This window comes from Paenibacillus sp. J22P143, assembly GCF_059692035.1.
Genome location: NZ_JCAUAQ010000005.1, coordinates 32,569 through 56,555 on the forward strand (window position 1 = coordinate 32,569; position 23,987 = coordinate 56,555).

The following is a 23,987-nucleotide window of genomic DNA, read 5'->3' on the forward strand; positions in this document are numbered from 1 at the left end:
CCTATTTAATTAATTCTTTCTCCATGAGTTCGGAAAGATATTTCAATAGTCCGTATCTTAAATCTTTACGCTGCAACGCGTATTCGATCGTCGTTTGAATGAATCCCATTTTCTCCCCAACATCATAACGGGTACCTTCAAATTCGTACGCATACACCGATTCAATCCGATTTAGTTGTGCGATCGCATCGGTTAATTGGATCTCGCCTCCTGCTCCTGGTTGCTGGTTATTGAGGATCTCGAAAATTCTTGGTGTTAGAATATAACGTCCCATGATCGCTAAATTGGAAGGTGCTAACTCTTTAAATGGTTTTTCAACAAGATGATTAACGCTATGTAGGCGTTTCTCCAACTCAAAGCCATCCACTATCCCGTATCGGGATACCTCTTCATCAGGTACGTGCTTCACGCCAATAATGGAAGCATCGTGGTGCTCATATTGTTCCATCAATTGCTGCAAGCAAGGCTTATCCGCTCGAACAATGTCATCCCCGAGCAATACAGCGAATGGCTCATTGCCAATAAACTTGCGTGCACACCAGATCGCATGCCCTAAGCCCTTAGGCTCCTTCTGGCGAATATAATGAATATCTACATTAGAAGACTTTTTCACTTCCGATAGCAGCTCGAACTTCTGCTTCTCTAATAAATTTTGCTCAAGCTCGAAGGAGTTATCAAAGTGATCCTCAATCGCTCTTTTGCCTTTACCCGTCACAATGATAATATCTTCAATACCCGATTCAACAGCTTCCTCAACGATATATTGAATAGTCGGTTTATCAACAATGGGTAGCATTTCTTTCGGCATTGCTTTGGTTGCGGGTAGGAATCTTGTCCCTAGACCAGCAGCTGGAATAATTGCTTTTCTAACTTTCATAAGTGAATGCTCCCTTTCAGCCTACAGATGATAGTTTCTTTGATAACAGAAGAACATTGCTGTTTCCAATATTGAGCAAATGCTCTCTTAAGCTATCTTTATCTAACGTGTTGTAAATAGAAATGATCTCTTTGATTTCTTCCATATATAGATCCGCTGTTTTACCTATATAAATCTTCGGATATACTTGTTGTTCTTCAATTTCATCAGCCTTCAAAAGCTCCTCATAAAGCTTCTCTCCAGGCCGCATGCCGGTAAATTCAATACCGATATCTTCCACCGAGTTACCCGAAAGCTTAATTAAATTTTTAGCCAAATCAACAATTTTTACAGGTTCACCCATATCGAGGACAAAAATCTCTCCTCCCTTGGCTAATGCGCCAGCTTGCATAACGAGCCGAGAGGCTTCCGGTATCGTCATGAAGTAGCGAATCATATCCGGATGGGTAACAGATACAGGACCGCCTTTTTCAATTTGATGCTTGAACCTTGGAATGACACTGCCTCTGCTTCCCAAGACATTGCCGAATCGAACGGCTACGAACTTCGTAGCACTACTTTTATCCATGTCTTGAATAATCATTTCGGCCATACGCTTCGTGGCTCCCATGACGCTAGTTGGATTCACGGCTTTATCCGTTGAGATCATGACAAAGGTATTCACTTCATACTTACTCGCTGCAATCGCAACATTCATCGTTCCCATCACGTTGTTCTTAACCGCTTCTTCGGGATTGCGTTCCATCAGCGGTACATGCTTATGAGCTGCCGCATGGTACACGACATCAGGGCGATGTCGGTTCATAATAGCCATCATTTTACGAGAGTCCTGAATATCAGCAATTTCAGTAATAAATTCCGTTTGTGCGTATTCGCTTATATCCTTCAATTCCATTTCGATGGAGTAGATACTGTTCTCCCCGTGCCCTAATAAGATGAGCTTGCTAGGCTGAAACTTAGAAACCTGACGGCAAATTTCAGAGCCAATAGAGCCTCCTGCTCCCGTTACCAAGACCACCTTGTGGGTGACAAACTCAGAAATACTTGCGATATCGAGCTCAATCGGCTCCCTACCCAATAGATCCTCAACATGAACATCCATGAATTGATTGACCGAAAGTTTGCCCGTAACAAGATCCTCTAGCATAGGCAAGGTTTGTGTTTTGGCCGTTGTTTTGGCACATTCTTGGAAAATCACATTCAGATCTTTCCTTCCTAAGGAAGGAATCGCGATAATAATGTTGTCTATGCCTAGCTCGTCGACTGTCTTCTCAATTCGACTAATGCCTCCAACAACGGGAATTCCCATAATATCTAGGTTATGAATACGCACATTATCATCAATAAACGCAACCGGCAGAAGCTCAGTTTCGCTATTCTTAATTAGCTGTCTTGCAACCATAGTACCTGCGGATCCAGCGCCAATAATCAGCGTTCGCTTCTTATTGTCTGACTTCTTAATCAACGTGCCGCGTAGTAATCGCCAACAGAAGCGAGAGCCGCCGATTAACAAAATATGCAGCATCCATGTAACAGCAAGCAACCGGAAGTAGACATCCTGAACAATGACCTGTTGAACACACGCAACCGTAATAATGGTGAATGTAACGGATTTTAAAACAATTAGTAACTCGCCTATACTCGCGTATTCCCAGGCTTTTTTATAGAGTTTGTACTGGAGTGCAAATACATGATGACTTACTAATAAGGCAATTGAACTTACAACTAGTGGTAAAGTGATGACCCGTAAATCCGCGCTTAATAGAAATCGACTAAAGAAAATTGAGGTTAATACAATAAAGGAGTCTGCTATTATTAAAAGTGACAACCGTTGGCTATATGACAGATAAATCCACCCTTTCTTTAAAGTTCTTAAGTATAGGGCCTTTGGGAAAAGACCTTATAATTAAACCCTTTAAGCAATAGGGCATCTAACCCTGCCTCGCACCACACTTTCGACGACTCGCGTCTAAGGTCTGTACAACCCACAGCATGATCGAGTGCCTCCGTTGATAACGGTAAGGAGGCATCACCGGGAGAGATTCACGATCACGAATAGTTCTCTATAAAGAACGATGGTGTGCATCTCTGCCTGCAACATAATTTAAAGAACGTTTTCTTTATTAACATTCTTTATAAAGAACATTTTTGGTAAAAAAATAGACTTGAAAAATAGATCTCTTGAATTACTTTAATTGTAGTTCTTTATAAAGAACGTGTCAATAACAAAATATTTGATACCTACACTTTGTATGAACAGAAATAAAGAAAAGTACTCACTTGCCAATGCGTTATTAATAGCTTCCCAAACGCGTAATTGCGATAATGTATCTCTAGCAAATGTTTTAATGTTAATAAGTTTATCGCCAGTCTCAATATTTCCATGATACTTTTGGGTACACTTGAATCTCCCTTAATAATGTTCAGGCTGCATTTAACATTATCTGTAATTTAGTTAATCACAAGTTGATAGAGTTACTAATAAATATCGCTTTCAATATATTCATCACTGTCAATAAATCTTATCTAATCCTCCTTTGCTTGATCAATCCCGATATTATGGGTGAGCTCAATCCCTCATTCTCTTAATAAACTTAGTATCGCTTATATTCCCCTATGAAAAACAGGTGATTAGTGATGCTATTTAATTTACCATTTATATGTATTTCAGGAACGAAAGTCAGTCAATATGAATATATAAATTCTAGATAGTGTTATAACATGTAATTTGTATTTTGAACACAAACTTAAGATTGATTTACTAATATTGTAGTTTTATAGTAAATATTATGAGAAGGGGGACAAAAATGTGTCTATTGAAGATGATAGTTCTGGAATGCCTTGTATCAACGTCTTTGGTTGTTTGAATTTAGTCGATAATCCTCCAATAGAAGGAGACGTTTTAAAATTTATAGGTGGGGTATGGATGCCATCGGCAGCAAATGGTGATATTATTCCTCAGGAAGTTACGAATATAGAAGTAATCAATCTCACACAAACAACATTAGATTTAACATGGGTAAAGTCAAACGGAACTAGAAGTTATGATATCGAAAAAAATGGCGCTTTCCTAGTCAACACGAGATCCAATCATTGCCATATAACTGAATTGGTATCAGGAATTCAATACAATTTTACAATTATAGCTAAAAACAACGCTGGCTCGTCGAGTGGGACAAGTGTCAATGTAACCACTTTACAGTCTATACCACAGCCAGTTACCAATTTAAAGCCTATTGGTGTATCAGACACATCGTTAACTTTATCATGGACAGCTTCATGGGGTGCCACAAGCTATGATATTCTTAAAAATGGAGAGTTTTTGACGAATGTCATACCTACATCTTTTGTTGTAACTGGATTAATTGAAGGAACTACGTACAATTTTTCAGTTAAAGCAAAAAATAACGCTGGAACATCGAGTAGCGAAATCATAAATGTTGCAACCACGAATAGTGCAATAGCGAATCATCTAGTGTTCAATGTAGATTTTAGTGGAAAAACAGGGTCTAAATCAAATATAGTTTATGATACTATAAATAATCTTGCATGCACCTTGTATGGTGTTGCTCATGATGGCACTGATGGATGGTTAGAGAATAGAGGATTATTTCTTAATACAAATGATTATGTTAGTATACCTTCTAACACTGGGGTTATTTACAACTCTATAGATTTTAATAAAACTGGAGCAACTTTCCAATATGTAGCTTATAATGTTGCTGGTGTTCTATTTAGAACTGAGCCAGCTAACCTTAGATCGTATATTAGTAGTAATACAACAAGTGCTAACACAACTATTAAGTACACGGCTACAAACGGGGCTGATAAGTTAAATGCTGGCGGATCCACATATTATATTCCTTCCGTTGGGTCAAATAAACTTTTGAAAGACACCCTGCTTGGTTCAGATGAACTTAATGTGATTGCTGTAAGAATTCATCCAGATGGTAAGTATGATATGGTTGTAAATGGATTTCCAGCAGTGACTATAAGTAAGCCACCTGATTTTATCAAACATGTCGATATGTTATCGACCTCCCCATTGTACTTGCGAAGAGATCAAACTGAAATAAATGGAAAAAGTACAACCGTAATAAGAGCATTTGCAATATTTAATAAAGTATTATCTAACGAGGAAGCTTTGCAAAATTATAAGAACTTTAAAGATGTAGAAGCGTTACGGAGGGTATCTATTTATCCATCATCAGTATCCATTGAGTCAGGAGGAAGTCAATCTTTAGCAGTTTTTGCTAGTCCGAATTATTATTCACCTTTGTTATCTAATAAATTTGAAAGTGGAAATGATGGTTTTGTTAACATTAATTCAAATGGTTTACTAACTGGTATTAATGCTGGAGAGACTAATATATCTGTAACTTCAACTTATCAAAACCAGCAATTTGTTAATAATATAACCGTTAAAGTGGGTAGTACAAATACACCACCCCCTACTTCAGCTAGAACAGTAACTGGAATATCAATTAACAGACAAACTGATAATTTAAAGGTAGGGGAAAGCTTTGCAGCTATGGCTACCACTCTTCCTTTTGATGTTTTAAATGATAATATAGTTGTTTGGGCATCCTCTAATCCTAATGTTTGTACTGTGAACTTTGGCGTTTTAGACGCTATTTCGGCTGGTACAAGTACTATAACTGCTTATGATGGTACTAAAACTTATTCAAAAAGTTTTACTCTAACTGTTTCCGCACCTGTAACATTAACTGAGGGGCAGAATTATAATGTTGTATTGAAAAATCATGGAATATCATCAGACAATACAAATTCAATGAGTACAACCAATGGTATACAAGAGGCATTGAACTTCGCATCAAGTAACGGTTTTAAGAAAATAGTGTTTCCTCAAGGAATTTATCTCGTAACTCCAGATGCAAGAACAATACTGCTACCAACAGAAATGACTATTGATTTTAGTAATTCTATAATAAATATCGAACCCAACTTAAAGACTACTAGTACAGGCTATACAATGTTTTTAATGGACTATGTATCCAATACGAAGCTAATTAATGTTAAGATCTATGGAGAATCAGACTATACGACTGTAGCAGATTCTAAAGAGCGCTGTGTATCCATAGAAATGAAAGAAGCTTATAATTCAGGATTGGAAAATTGCGTAATAAGTAAATCGCCAGGATTCAATATGATAACTAGTGTGAGATTAACTAAAGCTGGTACAAATTGGACAAATATTAGTAAGGATAATTTTGAAGCAGGGAGTATAAGCGCAAATGGTGATATCGATAATACCGTAACTACCAACACTTTTAGAAGTAAAACCTATTTGAATATATCATCATTAGGCGACTATTACTTATTAGGTTATACACAAGGATATTTTGGTTATGATTATCTAAGATCAAGATTGTATAGTATATTTTTCTATGATGCTAATAAAACTTTTATTAATGCCCAAATAAATAACCTACAATTTTATAACTATGATAAACCTGTTCATGCTAAATTTGCTAAAATCGTCATTTATCAAGAAGTGGCTCCAACATCTCAAAATATTGATTTTAGTGCAGTTGCATTTATAAGAACCTGTGGAATGCCTATAAAATGTTTTATTAGAAATTGCACATTTGAAGATAATTCTAGCTGTGGTCTTGCAATGTGTGGAGGACAAGGATGGATTCTGGAGGGCAACCACTTTGCTAGAAATGGAAAGCGTATGCCAGCTTGTGATATTGACTGGGAAGATGGCTGGGAAACCATGGTAGGTGATATTGTTAGGTACAATTCATTTAATTCAAATCTTGGTGTATCTGTAGCGGCGGGATGTAGTTTGGCATTATACGGCAATACTTTTGATCACTCAACTCTGACAATGTGGGGAAGAAGTCAAAACTGGAGGATATACAATAACTCCTTTAATGAAAAAGGAGGAGGACAAAGCACTATAAGTTTATCTTCTCAAGCTGAATCGTATTTTTCAAGAAACATATTAAAAAGTATCGTTTATTCAAAATCTCTAAACCACGCAGGAGCTAATTATAAAATTCGTGATGAAAACAATACTTTGATTTAATAGCCGTTTTATGAGCTAAACAAACAGTTAAATAATACTTCAATTGCTTAAGAAGAAAAATGTAAAGATAGAAAGAGTCATCTTCTTCAAACAGATGGCTCTTTTTGTTGAATCAGGTCGCCAAACCTTCGCGACTTTGATATTTGTAGCCTTGATTTTTTGTTTTACTGCAACAAGGTCAGCTAATTGCTCCATTCGACTGTTCACCTTACAACCCCCTTGAGTCTAAGAGTGCCTATTACTTTCTGTATGCAACCACATTCTCCTCACGAGAAGCGAACACCACTCCAGTACCGTCTTCTATCGTTGCAATGATTTGATTTCTATATATTGATTCATTTATTATTGTACTATTTAAGTTGTCTATAGCCCCATCCTCAATGAATTTATTATATTCCAAATTCAAATGTCCAATATCAACTATTTGAAACCCTTCCCTTGAGATATCGGCTGCTAATACAGTTGCATTAGGCCCCAGTGACGCTAAGATTAAATCATATTCTTTGGCGTATTTCAAAACACACTGCCTAATTGAGTCGTAGACCGACCACGCATTTTTTGAAGTTCATATAATTCTACCTATATTATTAGAATTTGAAAACAATGAATTATCAACTCCTAATTTGCTATTATTCCCTTCAACAATGAGTATTCTTTTCCCTTCCCACAAGTTTGTTAATCTTTTAAACCATACTTTGCTCAGATCTTTCTTTAAACTTGCATCATGTGCTAGGATTGTAGAATTTGTAATCGTAACATCATTTCCGATCTCGATTAAAAATGCATGTCCCTCATCGATTGTTGAATTTAAAATATAAACTTTTTCTCCGATTATTATTCCATTATCATTAAGCGTTCAATTTGTGTCCTTATATCACGTTTCAACACTTTAACTTTAATAAACCACTTAATTTTTTCTATCATTCTACTTCTCACCTCCCAAGTTCACATACCTCATTTCTTTGTATTCAGTCTGATTACTTTCGATATATTCTGATCTTGGTCAAGAATTGCCTGAGGAAACATTTCCACTGGGTCCTCGTTTAAGTCCTTTTTGCAAGTTACCCAAAATCTGTTCAATAATTCCAAGAACATATTTAAACTCCTCAGTCTTATAAAAAAGAGCTACATAGATTACATTGGGAATAATTAAACAAACAAGGGCTCTAAGTACTAATGTAATTAAAGTATTCGATTCGAATAAATTACTTAATAAACTTGTTAGTAGACAAGTCCCTAACCCTACAGCTGCATAGTAAAAATAACTTAAAAAATATCTAATAACAGGCTTGTTAAACACTTTCTTATAAACGAAATAAGGTGTCGTCCAAAATGGAACAAGCAACGCACTAAGTAGTGTTCCTATGAAAACACCAACTAACCCTATGTATTGAACCAGTACAATTGAAAAGACAAGATTTACAGCAGCCTGACATAATGGAACATACCGATCCTCGTGAAAGATTCCTGCTGTAGTTTTCACGGTACTGATAGAGTTTCTCATACCTCTTTCATAAAAAGTAACCATTAATACAATCAAAACCATTTTTCCCATAATATACTCTGGACCAATCCATAGTTTAATTAAAGGTTCCAAGATTATATACAAAAATATAGTAAAAAGAGAATAAAGCCAAAAGTTTAGTAACATAGTTACTTTATATACACTGAAAATTTTATCCTTGCTTTCTTTCGCCACTAGGTTTCCTACACTATGATAGATATTATTGAAAATCTGATTAATAAAAGTCCGACAAATGTCAATTATCATATAATAATTAGAATATAGTCCAACCGCGGCAACATTTACATAGTAAGATATGATTATATTATCGGTGCCAAAAACTAAGTACGAGCCTATATTTTGTAATACGATGGCTTTGATATTTTTCTTTATATTGCTTTTAGTAATTGCATCAATTTTAGTTGATACTTTTTCCTTCAAATATGGGTACAATTTGTTGACGATAACTGACAAAATAATACTGTTTGAGATCGTTATGAAACTATCAATGAATAGATATAAAATATAGTTTTGTGTAGAGTAAAGGATTCCAATCTTAAGGCATGTTGATAATACGGATGAGACCGAAAATATCCCTGTAATCACATAACCCTTTTGACACACATTTAAGAAGGAGTTTTTATGTTGAAACAAATAAGGCGACACAGTATTTATTACGAATACTAAGTAAATCAGATGAATATGTTCAACATTCGTATCTTTAACGAAATAATTAAGAAAAGGCATGACAGATATGCCCATCAAAAACACAATTAAAGCTATAATAAGATATGCCTTTTTATACAATTTCATAAGCATTTTGATTTTTTCTTTATCATTCTCTGCAACAGGTTTATACAAATTATAGATGATACTAGATCCTATTCCAGCCTCCGCTAACGAGAGCATGGCTAGAATATTTGTGAACAGTCCATTTATCCCTAAATATTCCATTCCCATTGTATGTATAAACACTGTACGGGAAAAAAAACTCAGAAACGTTATAATAAGTTGATTTCCTAGTCCTACAGAAATATTAATAATTGAATTTTTTGTCCTCATAGTTTTCTCCATTAAAACTTATTCAATATTATTTTCTTGCAATTCACTAAAAATACTGCCAAAATTAAAGTAACGGGTTGAATATCTAGGAACTTAGCTGCTTGAATCATACCCATTTTGGACTTAACAAAGTTATAATATAAATTATAATTAGCTAGTCTACCTATTAGATCATAATTATAAAACTGGATTTGCTGCTTAATATAAGTTGCTGTACCTTTTGGATTTTCGGAAAATATTTTTTCTATATTTTTAGTTAAGCCATCATTCAGATAGTCACATATATATATAGTTTTATTAAACCATCTAATTTTAAAGCCATCATGGGCCATTCTATCCCAAACTGTAGCTTCTGTAATAAATTTTTCCCCTTCAAATTCATCGAATTTATAGTGTTTTAAAATATGAGTATAATAAACCTCAGCCTTATCTCCTGTAATGTTGTAATTTTTCCGTTCAAGTGAAGTTGCATCAATATATTCCCCTTTAAATGTTGTTCCCCAGAATTCATCCTTACACTTTCCTTTATTTCCAGAAACACCACAAAATAATTCTTTATTTACCAGTGTTTTTTCCCATTCCAGAATGCTCTCTAAAGCATCTTCTGTAAGATGATCATCAGAATCAACAATAAAAAAAAGTTCACCTTTAGCTAATTCAGTTGCCTTATTAATAGCTCTATGTTTACCTCCGTTCTCGACTTTATAATATCTAATTGGGAAGGCAGCATTAGTTGTTGTCCATTTATCGAATAGTTCGTTTGTATGATCATTTGAACCATCGTCAATGACTAACCATTCAAAATTTGTATATGTTTGTTCTTGTAACGATTTATATAATTTTTCAATGATAAATGCTCGATTATAAGCAGGAGTAAACACAGTTATTTTCATTGTAGTCCCCCTATACGCTTGTAAAGATTAATAGATCTAATACAAAAGCCTTGGGTAAAGGGCAAAATATTAAATAACATTGAATATACCCCTATATCTTTCGTATCACCTTGTGAAAAATCTACAGCACCGTCTCTTCTTGTAGCCTTCATTAAATAACTGATAGCCTTTTTAGAATGATCTAAACACACATTTGAAATCTCATCTATCTTCGACGCATTTAACAAGAACCAACTTAACGTAGCTGTAGTTGAAGAATCCGCTCTAGATTCACCTCTTGTTACAGTCCAATTCCAGCTTCCGTTATTTTGTTGAAAGCTCATTACAGCTTGCGCAAATTTTTTAACGCAATCTCCTAATACATCCTTATAGTTGTTATTTTCCGGCAATTCATTCCATGCATCTATTAAGCCTATAGCAAACCACCCAAGCCCTCTTCCCCAACCGTAAATTCCAAGAGGTTCCTTATTTTCAATTTTATAAGCATGACTTGGTATAAAATGGTTGCCTAATATTCCGTATTGTTCGTACTCTTTAATTTGTTTAATTGCCAGATCCACACACTGATTTTCTTTATACCTGATTCCATATGAAACCAGAAAAGGACATATGAAACCTACTGTATCCACGTACCTATAGCTCTGCATAAACTTTCTGTATTCAACAGTGCCGTCTTTCCCTATGTGTTCCTGGATCATATTCCATATGTAATCAAATGCTTTTTTATACTTATCTGTATTTATAAAATCTAACTTCATAATCGCATAGGCGAGAATAGCTGCATCCACATATTTGGGTTCTTCTATCCACTGGCCATTATTGTCAAATTTTAAGTTTAAAAAACTCATTATTCTTTTTTTAATTTCTTTATCCTCATTACTTTTACAATATTCAGTTAATCCTAAAATCAAAGATGCCTCTTGCCAGTATTGGATAGTACTATTCGTATAATTTCCTTTTAAAATATCTATTGCAACTAGTCTTGTATTATCTGTAACCTTTATTTTCGGTGTGCTGTTTAACCAACTAACTCCTTTCTTTGTTATAGCATTATTCCAATCTGATTGATCACCATATCTCCCTATATGGATTCTGCTGGTCCAATCTTTTAATAATGGCATTAAATCTAAAATAACAGTCATTAAAATAATGACAAAGATTGTGCAAATCAAAATTTGTAAGACCATGTCTATTAAATTCCTCTCACAATAAATGTTTATTTGACATAATCAGCAGTTTACTACGCTTACGCTTCCAGTAGCTACAATGCATTTATCCTGTCTTTTTAACTTCGTTCAAGCAGTTGTTACCTCCATTATTTCATATAGTTTATTTATTTCATTTTCTGTCCCAAATTCTTCATTATTAAGATTTTGACTAAACTTATTTCTTAAACATGCATCTTTAATTAATATTTCGAGATGATTAGCTACAGAAACAGCATCCATATTTGAAATTATTCCATTTTCATTATTTATAATATGATTAGCTGCTGTATCAAAGTTTGTAATTATTATTGGTTTTGCCAATATTTTGGCTTCATCGATTGAAATGGATTTCCCTTCATATCTAGATGTCTGTAAATAAATATCAGACTGTTTTATATATGGATAAGGATTCTCCTTAATGCCCAACAGCTTCACATTTTCTTCGAGGTTCTTTTCTTTTATTTTCCCCTCCAAATACCCCCTTATATTACCCTCTCCAATTAAATACCATTTAATATTGAATCCTTTATTAACAAGGATTTCAATAGCATCAAAAGAAATATCAAGCCCCTTTTCTTTAGCTAATCGACCCACAGATATTATTGATACACAGTTGTCCTCTTCTGGTATAAAATCAACATTTTCTTGGGACAATTTCTTAATTGTTTTTGATGAGGTAATATTATGTATGCAAATAACTTTTTCTTCAAACATCGGGAAATTTCTTTTCAAAATATTAACCAGTTCTTCTGATACAGTAACTAAGTAATCTAACTTATCAAAATATAATGTATCTTTACTTTGATTAGTGCCCATCTTATTATAATCAGTGTGTATCCATCCAATTTTTTTATTAGCTCTTACTTTATCAATGCAAAAATAAATAGGACTTCTTTCTAAGAATCCTATTGCTGCATCGTACTCTTTTTTTATTTCAACTAATGAATTAGATATTAATCCCCATAGCTTTTGTTCAATGACAGATCCATTTTTTTCAGTTTTTGCTAAATACCCTAACACGACTCTGAAAAAGGCTATTTTAAACTCCCCTGATTTTGTAAGTTCAATTAGCGCCCTTTTAAAAGGCATATCATAAAATCGATAATTCATGGGCTCTGGCAGCAAATTAACTTCTTTGGGAAGTTTGTTAAAGAATAATCCTTCATGCTTAAATAGAAATAAATCGACATTATAGTTAGAGTAATCTATAGTTTCTAATAGAGAGATAAGGGCCTTTTCTGCCCCACCGCAGGTCAGATTATTCATCACGAATAATATATTTTTCTTCATAGACGATCTCCATTTATTAGTCCATACAGTTTATGAATTTCTTCTTCCGTACCTAATTTTAATTTGGATAAGTTATTAGTAAGTTTTTTTCTTAGGTTGATATCTTTTATAAGCATTTCAATCCCATTTACGATAGAATCTGAATTCATATCTACAATCAAACCATCTACCCCATCTTGGATTTGATCTTTTGCAGTGCTGAAATTAGTCACAATGATCGGTTTATTCAATATTTTGGCTTCATCTATAGCAATTGATTTCCCTTCAAATTTAGAAGTTTGCGCATAAATATCAGCTTGTTGTATGTATGGATAGGGATTTGTTCTTAAGCCCAATAATTTAAATGAATTTTCCAACTGGCTTGCTTTTATAATTTGCGTTAGCTTTTCTCTCTCTTCACCCTCACCGATAATATTCCACCTTATATTAAACCCACGATTGATTAATTTTTTACAAGACTCAACAGCCATTTCAAAGCCTTTCTGATAATGTAACCGGCCTATGGAAAGGATGATTATTTCATCCTTCACTTTATTGTAAACATCTCCATTGTCCTGGTTAGCCATTTTTTTTATCATAGAAGGTGATACAATATTATATATAACATCCATTTTATGTTTTTGCTCAGGGAATCTTTTCTTCAAGATATTGGCACATTCCTCCGATACTGTTACGATATGATCAAGCTTTTTAAAATACTCGCTATCAAAGTCTGGATCCATTCCAAGCTTGTCATAATCAATGTGCACCCATCCAATTTTTTTAACTGCATTTACTTTATCTACACAAAAATAGGTCGAGGTTTTCTCCAAAAACCCGATTGCAACATCATACTTTTCAGGAATTCTATCCAATGACTTAGTGAGATATTTCCAATTATATTGTTCTCTTCTGGACATGTTTTCTGCATTCCTGTTCCTTATAGAGAACATCGTCCTATTATAAGCCAATGATGTTTTACCTTTTAATAGAAGTCCTTTTAGCGATTTTCCTAACGGTAACGTAAATAAATGATAGATACTAGATAAAGGCAGCAGACGTACTTCATTAGGAATTAGTTCCATAAATATCCCGTCATGATTTAATAAAAATAAATCGACATTGTATAGATTAAAGTTAATTTTACTTAGCAAAGTCACTAAGCTTTTTTCTCCACCGCCAGAAGTTAAGCTAGGCATTATAAAAAGTAGATTTTTTTTCATCATATACCTCAATTTATTTTATTATCTCGTTTAAATACTTAACCGCTTTGTAAGACATTTTCTTAATATGCGGAATTGAATTCTGTAATTTTTCTTTGATTTCCTTTTCTTCACTTACCATTTCATTAAATTTACTCTTTAGCTTATCACTATTCGAAATCTCATCAATATTTAAGACTAATTTTTCTTCCCCAAAAATATCCTTTGAAATTCCTTTTGATTTTATACTATAACCTAACACCATCGTCGGAACACATGATGAATAAGCAGCTATCGTTGCATGAGTCCTGGCACCTATAAAGAATCTCATTCTTGCAATATATCCTTTGTACTGGATGGCATTTAAATCACCTGGCAATAGGATTACTCTTTCAGTATCTCTAAACTCTTCATAATATTCGTTTAATACTTCATAATCATCATTTCCATTTTGGATAACGTGAGGGGTAAGAGCAATTGTTAGATTCGTAGTTTTCAGTATATGATTGATAAGATCTCTTACAGCCATTTGAGATTGCTGATTCCTTTTCCAAACAAGAGGACTAAAGTTAAGTCCTACCGTATTTCCCTCATGCCATCCCGATGGTAGTTCTAATTCTTCTTTTTCCATAGTAAAGGCAGCGTCAGCACATAATTTAACATTTTCAAGGCCTTTACTTTTTAGCAACTGATAAGTGAGGGATTCACGAGCTAGAATTAAATCAAACGATTTTAAATCTTCAAGTTTTCTGTCAGACAGATCTTCTGGTCCAATCGAACAGCCCCATAATACTAACTTTTTCCCTCGGGCTTTAACTCTCCTGTTGACCTCATACCATCCAGGCTGCTCACCGTAGCAATAGTTATCACCGCCAATTGATAAGCAGATATCCATATCATTAATATGCTGTATTACATTATTATGAATTTTTCCTAATGCATAAGACTCATCATTAAATACCTTCACTTTCAGTGAAGATACGAACCAATTATAGGAGTACCTCTTAATTGGGCTATCAGCCCCATTATAGATCCCATCTAATTTCGAAATGACCTTATCCGTTTCAGGTTTATCTGAAGCTAAGTACACTTTGGCTCCATTTATGTTTTCTTTAATGATAGTTGTAGAGGAACGAACAATTGCCTCACATCCTCTATTCAGACTCCCACCATGAGCAAACATCATAATCTTCATATTAAACTCCTCCATTTCTGAATCTACTATAAGCAGTAGCAATATATAATCCGAAAATAGATTTAATCCTTATCATATCTGCAATAAACTTTTCATATCTTCCTAGAGAATGGTAAAATTCACTATAATATACTGGCAATGCCTCTCGAACATATTTATTGCCTATCATTTTCTTTACATATCTGTACCTTTTACCGAAACCTACAACTTTCGTAGGTGTGAAATAAATATGAATGTAAGACATCACACAATTTATTAATCTTATTGACTTGAACTGCAGCAATTTATTCTTGTCTGTTTGCCTCTCAAATACTTCTGGCAATTCCAACTTATAGATCTCTACAGCTCTTGTAAAATAATCCTGCTTGGATAAGTTCCTGGTAGCACTACCCAGTACTTCCCTATAATGATATCCTATATAATCAATGTATTTTATTGCCGTAGCGTGACTAAAGAAATAAATATTGAATATGCCATCTTCACCTAATGCAACCTTATCTGGGAATTTAAGATTGTTTCTATTAATTACTTTAGCTTTATATATTTTATTACACACACTATTTAGGTTATCTGCTCTAAGGAAGTATGGTAATATTTCTTCTTCTATCGTATCTTTTTTTAGAACCTTATCTAATGGAAAAGAATAGTTTGTAATAGATTTTCTTCCATTCATCTCACTTTCAAAATTTGAAATGACAACATCGCAATCGCCTTGTTTTGCTGCAACATACAAGGTTTCATACATGTCTTGTTCTATATAATCATCTGCATCGACAAATCCGATATATTCTCCAACTGCTGTATTTAACCCCACATTTCTTGCAGAACTGACACCTTCATTTTCTTGTGTAATAAGTTTTATTCGACAATCTAACTTTTTGTAATTCTCAATGATTTGCTCGCTATTGTCCTTCGATCCATCATTTATAAAAATAAACTCACATTCTTGAAGAGTCTGTCTTAGTAAGGACTCAATACATGCGATCAGGTATCTCTCCGCGTTATAAACAGGGATGACAACACTTACTTGAATACTCATGAGGATATCACTCCGTATAACTTATTTAACTCGAAGGTGTTGGCATAATCTTGTCGCTGAATGTTATGAATTAAATCATTGCGTAATTCACTTCTCGTATACATCCGCTCGATCCCCTCCGCTATCCCCTCCACGCTAAGATCGCAAATCAAGCCGTCCACACCATCCTCAATTTGACTGCTAGCTGTCGGATATCTCGTAATGAGAATCGGCTTACCCAGGATTTTGGCTTCGGTCACCGTTACAGCTTTTCCTTCATAGCGAGATGGCTGCACGTATAAGTCACATAGCTTCATATAAGGGTAAGGATTCATTTGTTTGCCTGCCAGAATGAAGCTATCGACTAAATTGTTCTCCGCTATGAGTTGTTTCAGCTGTTCCTCATATCCGCCATACCCCACTACGAACCATTTGATATGCGTTAGCCCTTTATCATGCAGTAGTCTTAATGCACTCACCGCCATATCAAATCCTTTGACATATGACAAACGTCCTACTGATACAATGTTGAACTGATTCGGCATTGCAACATCCAAGCTAATAGGATCATCCGCCATTTTTTTGATGAACACCGGCGAAGTAATATTCTCGATGAGCTGGATCTTATTCGACAAGGTGGGATATGTTTGGATAAAGGCGTCCGTTACTGCATCCGAGATCGAGGCTATCACATCATATTTTTTCCAGACAGCCAAGTCGATATCATTATCAATCTCTAATTCACTGTAATCGGTATGAATCCATGCGATCTTCTTCCGCGCGTTCACTTTATTCGCCACAAGATCATGCGGCCACGCATAACTAATAGCTAAATCGTACTTTTTCTCCCAAGTCGGCAGTACATACGACATGTATTTAGGCACCAGCTGCATTTGGATATAGCCCGATCCCTCTTTCAGTTGTCTGGATCTTGCCTTCAAACTTGAAACGACTTTGGCCAATAATCGAATCAAGACAGCTGAGACTTGACCTTCCTGTAAGCACTGGCGCATGGATTTACGGAACACAGTATACGCAGGTAGTTGTGGAAGAATATTGACTTTCTCAGGAATTAGGCTTAGGAAATCACCAGAATGATGGCAGATGAAGAGATCGACTTCATAGTAATCATAGTCAAAACTCTCCAGCATGTTGATTAAGCTTCTCTCAATGCCTCCAATTTCCATGTCATAAACAGTAATTAATATTTTATGCATATTGGATGTAGCTCTTTTCTCGTTTATTTAAGAAGACCGTATTAGCTGGCACATGTCCTTTCACGACACTTCCCGCCGCGATCACGGCATTATCACCGATGACCGTATCTCGAAGAATGACAACATTGGATCCTACCCATACATTCTCTCCGATTATGACTGCTCCTTTAAGGAGATGACCGTCAGTATGATGCTTATAATTATGATCGTGATCATTAATACTTACATTGGGAGCTATCTTGGTATTTTTCCCGATGGATATTCGGTGCGCACAATTAATGGTGCAGTTATCATTGATGAATACTTTATCCGCCAAATATAACTCTCCATCATGGTCGACTCGAATACTTGTGTTCTTTCGAATGAACACGAAAGTACCCACGACGATTTTTGCATTTTTGCTAAATACTTCAATTCTACTATTGGACTGAAGAGAGAAAATGGTGGATTGAATATTTTTGAAATACAGGAGCTTATTCACGAATGCCCGCAGCATCCCCATACTGTGTGAGACATTCATAATAAGCATATAATAGAATCCTCGTCCGCGACTCTCCGCAAGAAGCGTAGCTATGATTTTCCTTACAATTCGTATCATAGGATTCTCCTAGTGAATTATTTTAATGTAGCAATTTTCGCAATCTCGCTATATTATTTCCGCCTATCACTCTCGCTAGCAGGAACTTCAATCGTCCCTTCCATCTCTCTTTCGGCGGCAGCCAACTTTTATGGAAATGGTGCATCGCATAACTGTTCTCTGTCTTCAAATACCTACAATTAATATAGTCATAGGATGAAAAATAGGTCTGGGGATAAAAAGTTCCAATGCCCTCAATCTCTTGATATTTCCCGTTAGGGATAACTCCCCTCTCACCAAGAATGTCCGTTATCACGGCTACATTGGTGAGCGAATCAAAGGAGCCATCTGTAAGAATGAAGTTCTTATGTTGATAGAAATCCATAAAAACTTGGATCAGTTTATTTTCTTTGGCAGCACCAATTGTACTTGTCGCGATAAAATTCTCTTGCTCAAATCCCCAAAATGTCTCATGATGCAACAGGTTATCAAAGGATTTGAAAACCTCTACATCAGTGTCTAAGTAGATACCGCCAAAGTGAAAAAGAGCATACAGCCTAGCATAATCACTAACGAACGCAAATTTGCCTGCGTCATAAGCTTCTTTGACATATAAGTTAACGCTGATATCAAAGTTGTTTTCATTCCACTCTATTAATTGATAGCCAGTTAGCTGTTTACGCCAACTTTCTAAACAGCGCTTCACAATATCAGGCTTTTCTTTTCCGCCAAACCAGCAATAGTGAATGATCTTAGGTATTTTGTTTGTATCCATGTTCATTCTCCTTCATTATCTACAAAGACTAATGTTCTAAATAAAGAACAACCTTACAAACTAACTTGTAAAAGTTTGCTGATTTTCGAATTAATCTTCCTAATTACTTTAAATTGTAGTTCTTTATAGAGAACATGTCAACATCATTTTCTCTTTGCTGCTGAACATCCATTTTAAGATTTTGATATCACTGCCTTTGCTGCACTAGCACATCTTTGTTTATACAGATACATTAATTGAACCCAGTATGAACTATTCTTATAATCATGGTTTAATTGTGAAACAACATCCGATCTAGTTGGAAAGAGCCATATTGATATTTCAATTAAGCTATGCTTTGTTACATCATAACTTAGGAACTGATAATCAATAAAATCTACATATTTGCCCATTCCTCTTTTTGGTGAGAACAGATTGGATCCCCACTGTGACTTAACCTTATGCAAAGGAAGTTTCTTAAACCGATGCAACATCGGAAACTCGCCATACACAATAGACAATGTTCTCTTCATCCGCTTATACGTCTGGTGAGCTTTCGCATCCCTTAACAGTTCCTCATAATCTAAACGCTCACCCATCATAGTGATCATTTGAATAATATCCAAATAATGTTTTGGAGAATCCAAATTGTGCCTCCATGCATGGAGGCACATTAGATAAAACGTATGCTGGTCCGATAATGACTTGACATACTTGTGATTAACCCATGCTTCAGCTTTATGCCAAAATTCTTCGATTTTGAAATTCGAGGTTCTTATCTTCAACACATCCCAGTGAATTTCTATTTTCACTGGGAATGATGTACCAGATGCGATTTTACTGAAACTAATGTGGAAGTGATCAGGTTCTACTTCTTCTTCTTTGTCGAATCCCAATGATTTCACTAAAGCAATGACCTTATCAAGATCGGTTTTTCTAACTAATATATCTATATCTGTCGTACCTCTTGCCCCTAAATGTCCAAAGTATTTTTCCGCAAAATAAATGCCTTTGATCGGAATAACCTCAATGCATGCCTTTTCAAACTGTCCGAGCAATAGATCTGTCTGACCCTTCAGGAACATATTGAAGTAGAAGACGCCCTTATAATTACGCTTCAACACTTTCTGAAATGAACTGGGAGTATGCTGTAGCAGATTCTGTTGATCAAGTAAATAATACACTTGTGGGGAGATGCCATTCTCTACAACTGCACCTAATAATTGCTCATAATCAAATTCTTCTTGAGGCAGCTTGATGTTAGAATCATATAATGACTTGATAAGCTCATTGATCAATAGAACTCTTCCTTTCTCTTTCTCATTAAGTACCTCACCAGTTCGTTACATGCTCAGTAACTATGTGCGTATTCTGAACAATCTCATTGAATCCGCCAATCTTGACAATCCTGCCTTGATCCAGCTCAATGACTAGATCCGCATTGCGAATGGTCGTTAACCGATGTGCAATCACAATGATCGTCATGCCCCCTTTTAACAACTGTACGACTTGCTGTATTTTCTCTTCATTTTCGGTATCTAGCGCACTTGTAGCTTCATCAAGAACGAGAATGGAAGGTTTTTTCAAAATGGCTCTTGCTATGACTATCCGTTGTCGTTCTCCGCCTGATAATTTCACGCCGCGGTCACCGATGTGGGTATCGAGTCCTTGAGGTAATTTCGCAACAAAGTCTGCGGCAGCCGCAAATTGTAAAGATTCCCACAGATGTTCCTCACTAGCCTCTGGATTCATCAGGAGTAAGTTTTCTCGTACAGTTGCATTAAAAAGGAACGGATCTTGCGGCACATAGCTGATTGAGCGTCGTAAAGCTAATAAATTATCACTTGTTAATGGGACTCCATCGATCAGAACTTGACCTTTCTCAGGAAGATTCAACCCCATAAGTAGATCAATTAATGTACTCTTTCCAGCACCTGAAGGACCAATAATTGCCGTCATTTGATTCGCTGGGATCGTCAGATTAATGTTATGAAGTGTATATTTCGACTGATTAGCATGATATCGGAACGAGACATTGCGACATTGAATGGCTTGTTTCATATAAAGTGGCTCAATTGCTCGATAATCATCTTCACTTAATTCCTTCGCCATCTGACATTCTTTTTGCAATTGAATAATCCCCTTAAACGAAGGAATCACTCCGCTTAGTTGTTCTAAATTGGCTTGCAACCCGCTAAATCTCGGCCATAATCGTGAGAAAATAACGAGAATTAACAATAATTGTGTAGGTTGTGCTTGAAACATCTTGATCGAGTAGAATACAAATGATGTCATTAAACATACCGATACAACCTTGAAAAGTAACTGTGATTTCGTATTCAATTTAATCATTTCGATTAAGTTATTTTCTATTTTTTTACTCAGTATTCCAATCCATTTTATCTGTGACTCTTCTAAGGAATTGCTTTTAATTTCTTTAATACCATTAAAGTTATCCGTAATTCCCGCTAGATAAGCTCTGTTTAATTGCGTCGTTTCTTCACCAATAACACTTGATTTGCTTATAAACTTTCGGGAAGAGAGAATAAGCACTGCACCGAAAAAAAACACAGACATGGTCATCGTTGGAGATAACCAAAAAGCTATGCCAATTTGGATAGCTGTGAATACAAGTGACGCCAGTAGCTGTAAAAACATTTGCGTCCCAGCACTTACGCGGGAGATCTCGGAAATCAATGCGTTTATTAAATCTGAATTTCTCGTTTTCAAGAAAAATTTCCAATTCGCTTGGAGTACATATTGGTAGGTTTCCTCTCTTAAATGCCGCGTATAGCTTTGTTGGATTTTCGCATTAAGGATCGTTTGTTTTCGCACGAAAAAACTTTGTCCGATCAATAAGCATAAATATAAGGAAAGAATTAGAAGCAAGCTTATATTTGCAGGTATTTTTTGAAGAACATGTTGCGCCCAGGAAATGGCTGCAACTTCATTAGACTTAACATCTAACATACCAGTTAGATTAATTAAAGGGATTAGAAGGAAAATCCCAACACTCTCTAGCAAACTGCTAATCACCATACCGATGAGGTTGAAGTAAAGAATTCGTCCTGAATAGGAATGAATTCTTTTGGCAAAGTAAAGGACATGTCTCAATGAACTTCCTCCTAAGGCAAGGCTGTATCTCACTGTACGCAATGTACTATCAGACTGCAATTACCCTCCCTTTTTTTTCAAATGTTTAGCAAACTTGTTCACGACCGTGAACCTATTCATAACTTCGTGCCCCGTAATGTAATAGGGACCACTACGTAGCCAAGCGTGTGCAATCAATTTGCCCTCCTCATCTTTGGCTGTGCCGAAATATAAGGTGCTTTCGATGTTGCGTCTCTCTAGCATTTTCATAGCGGCTATCGCTTTAACTAAACACATGCTTTCCCAGAACGTATGACGACTCATTCGGTTGACCGCTTGGGATACCAGTCCTAATACATGCTGATTGGCTTCAATTGAAGCGAATGTCGTTTCACCCATCACCTCACCGAGATCTGGAGCAATAGTGGCCAAATCTCTGCTTTTCATAACCCGAGCCCATCCCAACAGGATAAAGGCTTCCAAGTAAATGAGCCTGGTTCTCCAATCATAGGAAAAAAAAATCCCGATTTTATTCACTCAACATCAGCCCTTTCTTCGTCAACAAACATCATTAGGCAAACTGAGCTATTCCTGAGTTTCAATAAGTCCTTCTTTCGATAGTACTTCCAGAAACGACATGACATGCTCTTGGCATTCCTCATGAGCCACTTCATACTCTTCCATCATGTTGCGAATGAGTTCATTCACTATAATTGGTGAAGCAATTCTTTCCCAGATAACTCCTCCTACTGTGCCTAGATTATAATAATTACCTTTTTGGATGTTCAGCATGACCTTCTCGCCATCCATATCGCTAACCAAATTCCCTACCGCCTGTACGACTTTCATTTCTAATACTATGCGTTGTGTATGCAACATCTATTTTCCCTCCTAAGTTATGGTGCTTACAATGCTAGAAGCTAGTTCATTTGCCGTAAAGCGAGCAGGCGGTCTACGTAATTGAAACATCTGGATGTGAGATAGGAGTTTCGTTGAGGTTGTAAAATGCCACTCCACCTGCCCTAGTAAAGGCACAATGAAGTTTCGATATGTATGTGTGAAAAGAGTGTTGAAGCGATTTAACTTCTCGATCGGTACTAACGCCATTTCATTATCATCAGAAATGACTAATTCAAAAATACCTCCCAAAGGGAGCGGTTTAGCGTGAAATTTAGAAGGGACTGGGACAGCAAATTTCGTTTCACGCTGATAAATAGATCGATAGTCATTCGATTCCATACCGAATTTGGTTAAACTTTCGATCCATAGTTTTTGTTGGGGATACGATGGCGTCACTATGGGAATGTTATCCTTATTCAAAGTAATTGCAATGACATCATCAGTTAGCAGTTGATACCCTTGATTTAATAAAGCCGTTGCGAGGGTTGATTTCCCTGCACCTGACTCTCCAATAATGGCATAGGCTTTCCCCTCAATAGCAATTGCGCTGCCATGAAGCGGATAGATGTTCCTTTGCAATAAAATAATGCCCATGCAAGTTCCAAGTATCAGAAGTCGAATCTCATCCTCGACCGCTTGATCGACGGGATCCACATATATTTTCCTGCCTCCTTCGATACAAAATGTAGCAATCCCCTTAATATAAAACATAATGAAGTTGTCACCAACAATAAAATCTTGCTGTAGGTTGGATAGCCTCGACCAACGTTGAGATAAATCTTCATAAACAACTTCAATATCTATGTCTATGTCTATGTCTATGTCTTGCATATTCTTCTGAATGCTCGGTAATTCAGTCATTTGGATTTCACTCACCATGGATAATCCAAACGCTCGATATACGACTTTCTTCTCTGTACCAATCATAATTTTCACTCCATTATAACAATAGTTATGATAAGGCCCTTATACGATAATTTATGTATAAGGGCCTTTTTCATATGTAGCAAGCTTTCATTGTTAGCTAAAGGTTAAGTCATCAAAAGGCGTTCCATTTGGGAAATCAGCATCCAAATGCGCGCCTGTACTTCCCCCCATTGTCATGCTCACCTCTAGTACTTCTAATTCAGGTTTTTTCCATTCTTTTTTCATAGTTTCACCTC

20 protein-coding genes and 1 pseudogene are annotated in these 23,987 nt (G+C 35.8%); 1 reads left to right on the forward strand and 20 read right to left on the reverse strand.

Annotated elements, in window-relative coordinates; all coding sequences use genetic code 11:
* Nucleotide 1: 1 nt before the first annotated feature.
* Nucleotides 2-877, reverse strand: coding sequence for a UTP--glucose-1-phosphate uridylyltransferase GalU (gene galU / locus AC58PQ_RS11130; RefSeq protein ID WP_497242010.1), 876 nt, complete (start codon nt 875-877; stop codon nt 2-4).
* A 16-nt stretch (nt 878-893) separates the two neighbouring features.
* Nucleotides 894-2,723: a polysaccharide biosynthesis protein gene (locus AC58PQ_RS11135; RefSeq protein ID WP_497242197.1), complete on the reverse strand. Its 1,830-nt coding sequence runs from the start codon at nt 2,721-2,723 to the stop codon at nt 894-896.
* 963 nt (nt 2,724-3,686) lie between these two features.
* On the opposite strand from AC58PQ_RS11135, the gene AC58PQ_RS11140 reads away from it, so the two are divergent.
* Nucleotides 3,687-6,932, forward strand: a complete 3,246-nt coding sequence (locus AC58PQ_RS11140) for a fibronectin type III domain-containing protein (protein WP_497242011.1) — start codon at nt 3,687-3,689, stop codon at nt 6,930-6,932.
* 39 nt (nt 6,933-6,971) lie between these two features.
* Here the strand turns inward: AC58PQ_RS11140 and AC58PQ_RS11145 are convergent, their stop codons facing one another.
* The 18 genes and pseudogenes from AC58PQ_RS11145 to AC58PQ_RS11230 all read right to left on the reverse strand — a co-directional run bounded on the left by AC58PQ_RS11145 (nt 6,972) and on the right by AC58PQ_RS11230 (nt 23,976).
* Nucleotides 6,972-7,139 carry a hypothetical protein gene (locus tag AC58PQ_RS11145; protein WP_497242012.1) on the reverse strand — a complete coding sequence of 56 codons (168 nt, stop codon included), beginning with the start codon at nt 7,137-7,139 and terminating at the stop codon, nt 6,972-6,974.
* Between the two features lie 31 nt (nt 7,140-7,170).
* Nucleotides 7,171-7,770 (reverse strand): annotated as a pseudogene (locus AC58PQ_RS11150) (GT-D fold domain-containing glycosyltransferase).
* 165 nt (nt 7,771-7,935) lie between these two features.
* On the reverse strand, nt 7,936-9,498 hold the full coding sequence (locus AC58PQ_RS11155; RefSeq protein WP_497242013.1) for a lipopolysaccharide biosynthesis protein: 1,563 nt from the start codon (nt 9,496-9,498) through the stop codon (nt 7,936-7,938).
* A gap of 11 nt (nt 9,499-9,509) precedes the next feature.
* Nucleotides 9,510-10,391: a glycosyltransferase family 2 protein gene (locus AC58PQ_RS11160; RefSeq protein ID WP_497242014.1), complete on the reverse strand. Its 882-nt coding sequence runs from the start codon at nt 10,389-10,391 to the stop codon at nt 9,510-9,512.
* Nucleotides 10,388-11,578 carry a glycoside hydrolase family 88 protein gene (locus AC58PQ_RS11165; protein ID WP_497242015.1) on the reverse strand — a complete coding sequence of 397 codons (1,191 nt, stop codon included), beginning with the start codon at nt 11,576-11,578 and terminating at the stop codon, nt 10,388-10,390. The genes AC58PQ_RS11160 and AC58PQ_RS11165 overlap by 4 nt, the downstream gene beginning before the upstream one ends.
* A 108-nt stretch (nt 11,579-11,686) precedes the next feature.
* Nucleotides 11,687-12,889 (reverse strand): glycosyltransferase, encoded by a 1,203-nt coding sequence (locus AC58PQ_RS11170; RefSeq protein ID WP_497242016.1) that lies wholly within the window; start codon nt 12,887-12,889, stop codon nt 11,687-11,689.
* On the reverse strand, nt 12,886-14,091 hold the full coding sequence (locus tag AC58PQ_RS11175) for a glycosyltransferase (protein ID WP_497242017.1): 1,206 nt from the start codon (nt 14,089-14,091) through the stop codon (nt 12,886-12,888). The genes AC58PQ_RS11170 and AC58PQ_RS11175 overlap by 4 nt, the downstream gene beginning before the upstream one ends.
* A 13-nt stretch (nt 14,092-14,104) precedes the next feature.
* Nucleotides 14,105-15,265 (reverse strand): polysaccharide pyruvyl transferase family protein, encoded by a 1,161-nt coding sequence (locus AC58PQ_RS11180; protein ID WP_497242018.1) that lies wholly within the window; start codon nt 15,263-15,265, stop codon nt 14,105-14,107.
* A gap of 1 nt (nt 15,266) precedes the next feature.
* Nucleotides 15,267-16,304 (reverse strand): glycosyltransferase, encoded by a 1,038-nt coding sequence (locus AC58PQ_RS11185; RefSeq protein ID WP_497242019.1) that lies wholly within the window; start codon nt 16,302-16,304, stop codon nt 15,267-15,269.
* Entirely contained in the window at nt 16,301-17,500 is a 1,200-nt protein-coding gene (locus tag AC58PQ_RS11190; protein ID WP_497242020.1) for a glycosyltransferase, read from the reverse strand. Before AC58PQ_RS11190 ends, AC58PQ_RS11185 begins: the two co-directional genes overlap by 4 nt.
* Nucleotides 17,493-18,098 carry an acyltransferase gene (locus AC58PQ_RS11195; RefSeq protein ID WP_497242021.1) on the reverse strand — a complete coding sequence of 202 codons (606 nt, stop codon included), beginning with the start codon at nt 18,096-18,098 and terminating at the stop codon, nt 17,493-17,495. Before AC58PQ_RS11195 ends, AC58PQ_RS11190 begins: the two co-directional genes overlap by 8 nt.
* 22 nt (nt 18,099-18,120) lie before the next feature.
* The gene (locus AC58PQ_RS11200; protein WP_497242022.1) at nt 18,121-18,852 is read right to left on the reverse strand and encodes a glycosyltransferase family 32 protein; all 732 of its coding nucleotides are present in this window, start codon (nt 18,850-18,852) and stop codon (nt 18,121-18,123) included.
* A gap of 173 nt (nt 18,853-19,025) precedes the next feature.
* On the reverse strand, nt 19,026-20,129 hold the full coding sequence (locus AC58PQ_RS11205; RefSeq protein WP_497242023.1) for a nucleotidyltransferase family protein: 1,104 nt from the start codon (nt 20,127-20,129) through the stop codon (nt 19,026-19,028).
* A 34-nt stretch (nt 20,130-20,163) separates the two neighbouring features.
* Nucleotides 20,164-21,945, reverse strand: a complete 1,782-nt coding sequence (locus AC58PQ_RS11210) for an ABC transporter ATP-binding protein (protein WP_497242024.1) — start codon at nt 21,943-21,945, stop codon at nt 20,164-20,166.
* Nucleotides 21,946-22,005: 60 nt separating this feature from the next.
* Nucleotides 22,006-22,461, reverse strand: a complete 456-nt coding sequence (locus AC58PQ_RS11215; RefSeq protein WP_497242025.1) for a lasso peptide biosynthesis B2 protein — start codon at nt 22,459-22,461, stop codon at nt 22,006-22,008.
* Nucleotides 22,462-22,509: 48 nt separating this feature from the next.
* On the reverse strand, nt 22,510-22,803 hold the full coding sequence (locus tag AC58PQ_RS11220; protein WP_497242026.1) for a lasso peptide biosynthesis PqqD family chaperone: 294 nt from the start codon (nt 22,801-22,803) through the stop codon (nt 22,510-22,512).
* A gap of 12 nt (nt 22,804-22,815) precedes the next feature.
* Complete coding sequence (locus AC58PQ_RS11225; protein ID WP_497242027.1) at nt 22,816-23,751, reverse strand: aldolase; 936 nt, start codon at nt 23,749-23,751, stop codon at nt 22,816-22,818.
* 93 nt (nt 23,752-23,844) lie between these two features.
* Nucleotides 23,845-23,976 carry a paeninodin family lasso peptide gene (locus AC58PQ_RS11230; protein ID WP_497242028.1) on the reverse strand — a complete coding sequence of 44 codons (132 nt, stop codon included), beginning with the start codon at nt 23,974-23,976 and terminating at the stop codon, nt 23,845-23,847.
* Nucleotides 23,977-23,987: the final 11 nt, after the last annotated feature.

Excerpts from the sequence above, each read along its gene's own strand:
- AC58PQ_RS11160 (WP_497242014.1), bottom strand. The coding sequence starts at position 10,391 with ATGAAAATAACTGTGTTTACTCCTGCTTATAATCGAGCATTTATCATT.
- AC58PQ_RS11170 (WP_497242016.1), bottom strand. The coding sequence starts at position 12,889 with ATGAAGAAAAATATATTATTCGTGATGAATAATCTGACCTGCGGTGGG.
- AC58PQ_RS11155 (WP_497242013.1), bottom strand. The coding sequence starts at position 9,498 with ATGAGGACAAAAAATTCAATTATTAATATTTCTGTAGGACTAGGAAAT.
- AC58PQ_RS11225 (WP_497242027.1), bottom strand. The coding sequence starts at position 23,751 with ATGATTGGTACAGAGAAGAAAGTCGTATATCGAGCGTTTGGATTATCC.
- AC58PQ_RS11180 (WP_497242018.1), bottom strand. The coding sequence starts at position 15,265 with ATGAAGATTATGATGTTTGCTCATGGTGGGAGTCTGAATAGAGGATGT.
- galU (WP_497242010.1), bottom strand. The coding sequence starts at position 877 with ATGAAAGTTAGAAAAGCAATTATTCCAGCTGCTGGTCTAGGGACAAGA.
- AC58PQ_RS11190 (WP_497242020.1), bottom strand. The coding sequence starts at position 17,500 with ATGCATAAAATATTAATTACTGTTTATGACATGGAAATTGGAGGCATT.
- AC58PQ_RS11165 (WP_497242015.1), bottom strand. The coding sequence starts at position 11,578 with ATGGTCTTACAAATTTTGATTTGCACAATCTTTGTCATTATTTTAATG.
- AC58PQ_RS11185 (WP_497242019.1), bottom strand. The coding sequence starts at position 16,304 with ATGAGTATTCAAGTAAGTGTTGTCATCCCTGTTTATAACGCGGAGAGA.
- AC58PQ_RS11230 (WP_497242028.1), bottom strand. The coding sequence starts at position 23,976 with ATGAAAAAAGAATGGAAAAAACCTGAATTAGAAGTACTAGAGGTGAGC.
- AC58PQ_RS11200 (WP_497242022.1), bottom strand. The coding sequence starts at position 18,852 with ATGGATACAAACAAAATACCTAAGATCATTCACTATTGCTGGTTTGGC.
- AC58PQ_RS11195 (WP_497242021.1), bottom strand. The coding sequence starts at position 18,098 with ATGATACGAATTGTAAGGAAAATCATAGCTACGCTTCTTGCGGAGAGT.
- AC58PQ_RS11175 (WP_497242017.1), bottom strand. The coding sequence starts at position 14,091 with ATGAAAAAAAATCTACTTTTTATAATGCCTAGCTTAACTTCTGGCGGT.
- AC58PQ_RS11220 (WP_497242026.1), bottom strand. The coding sequence starts at position 22,803 with ATGTTGCATACACAACGCATAGTATTAGAAATGAAAGTCGTACAGGCG.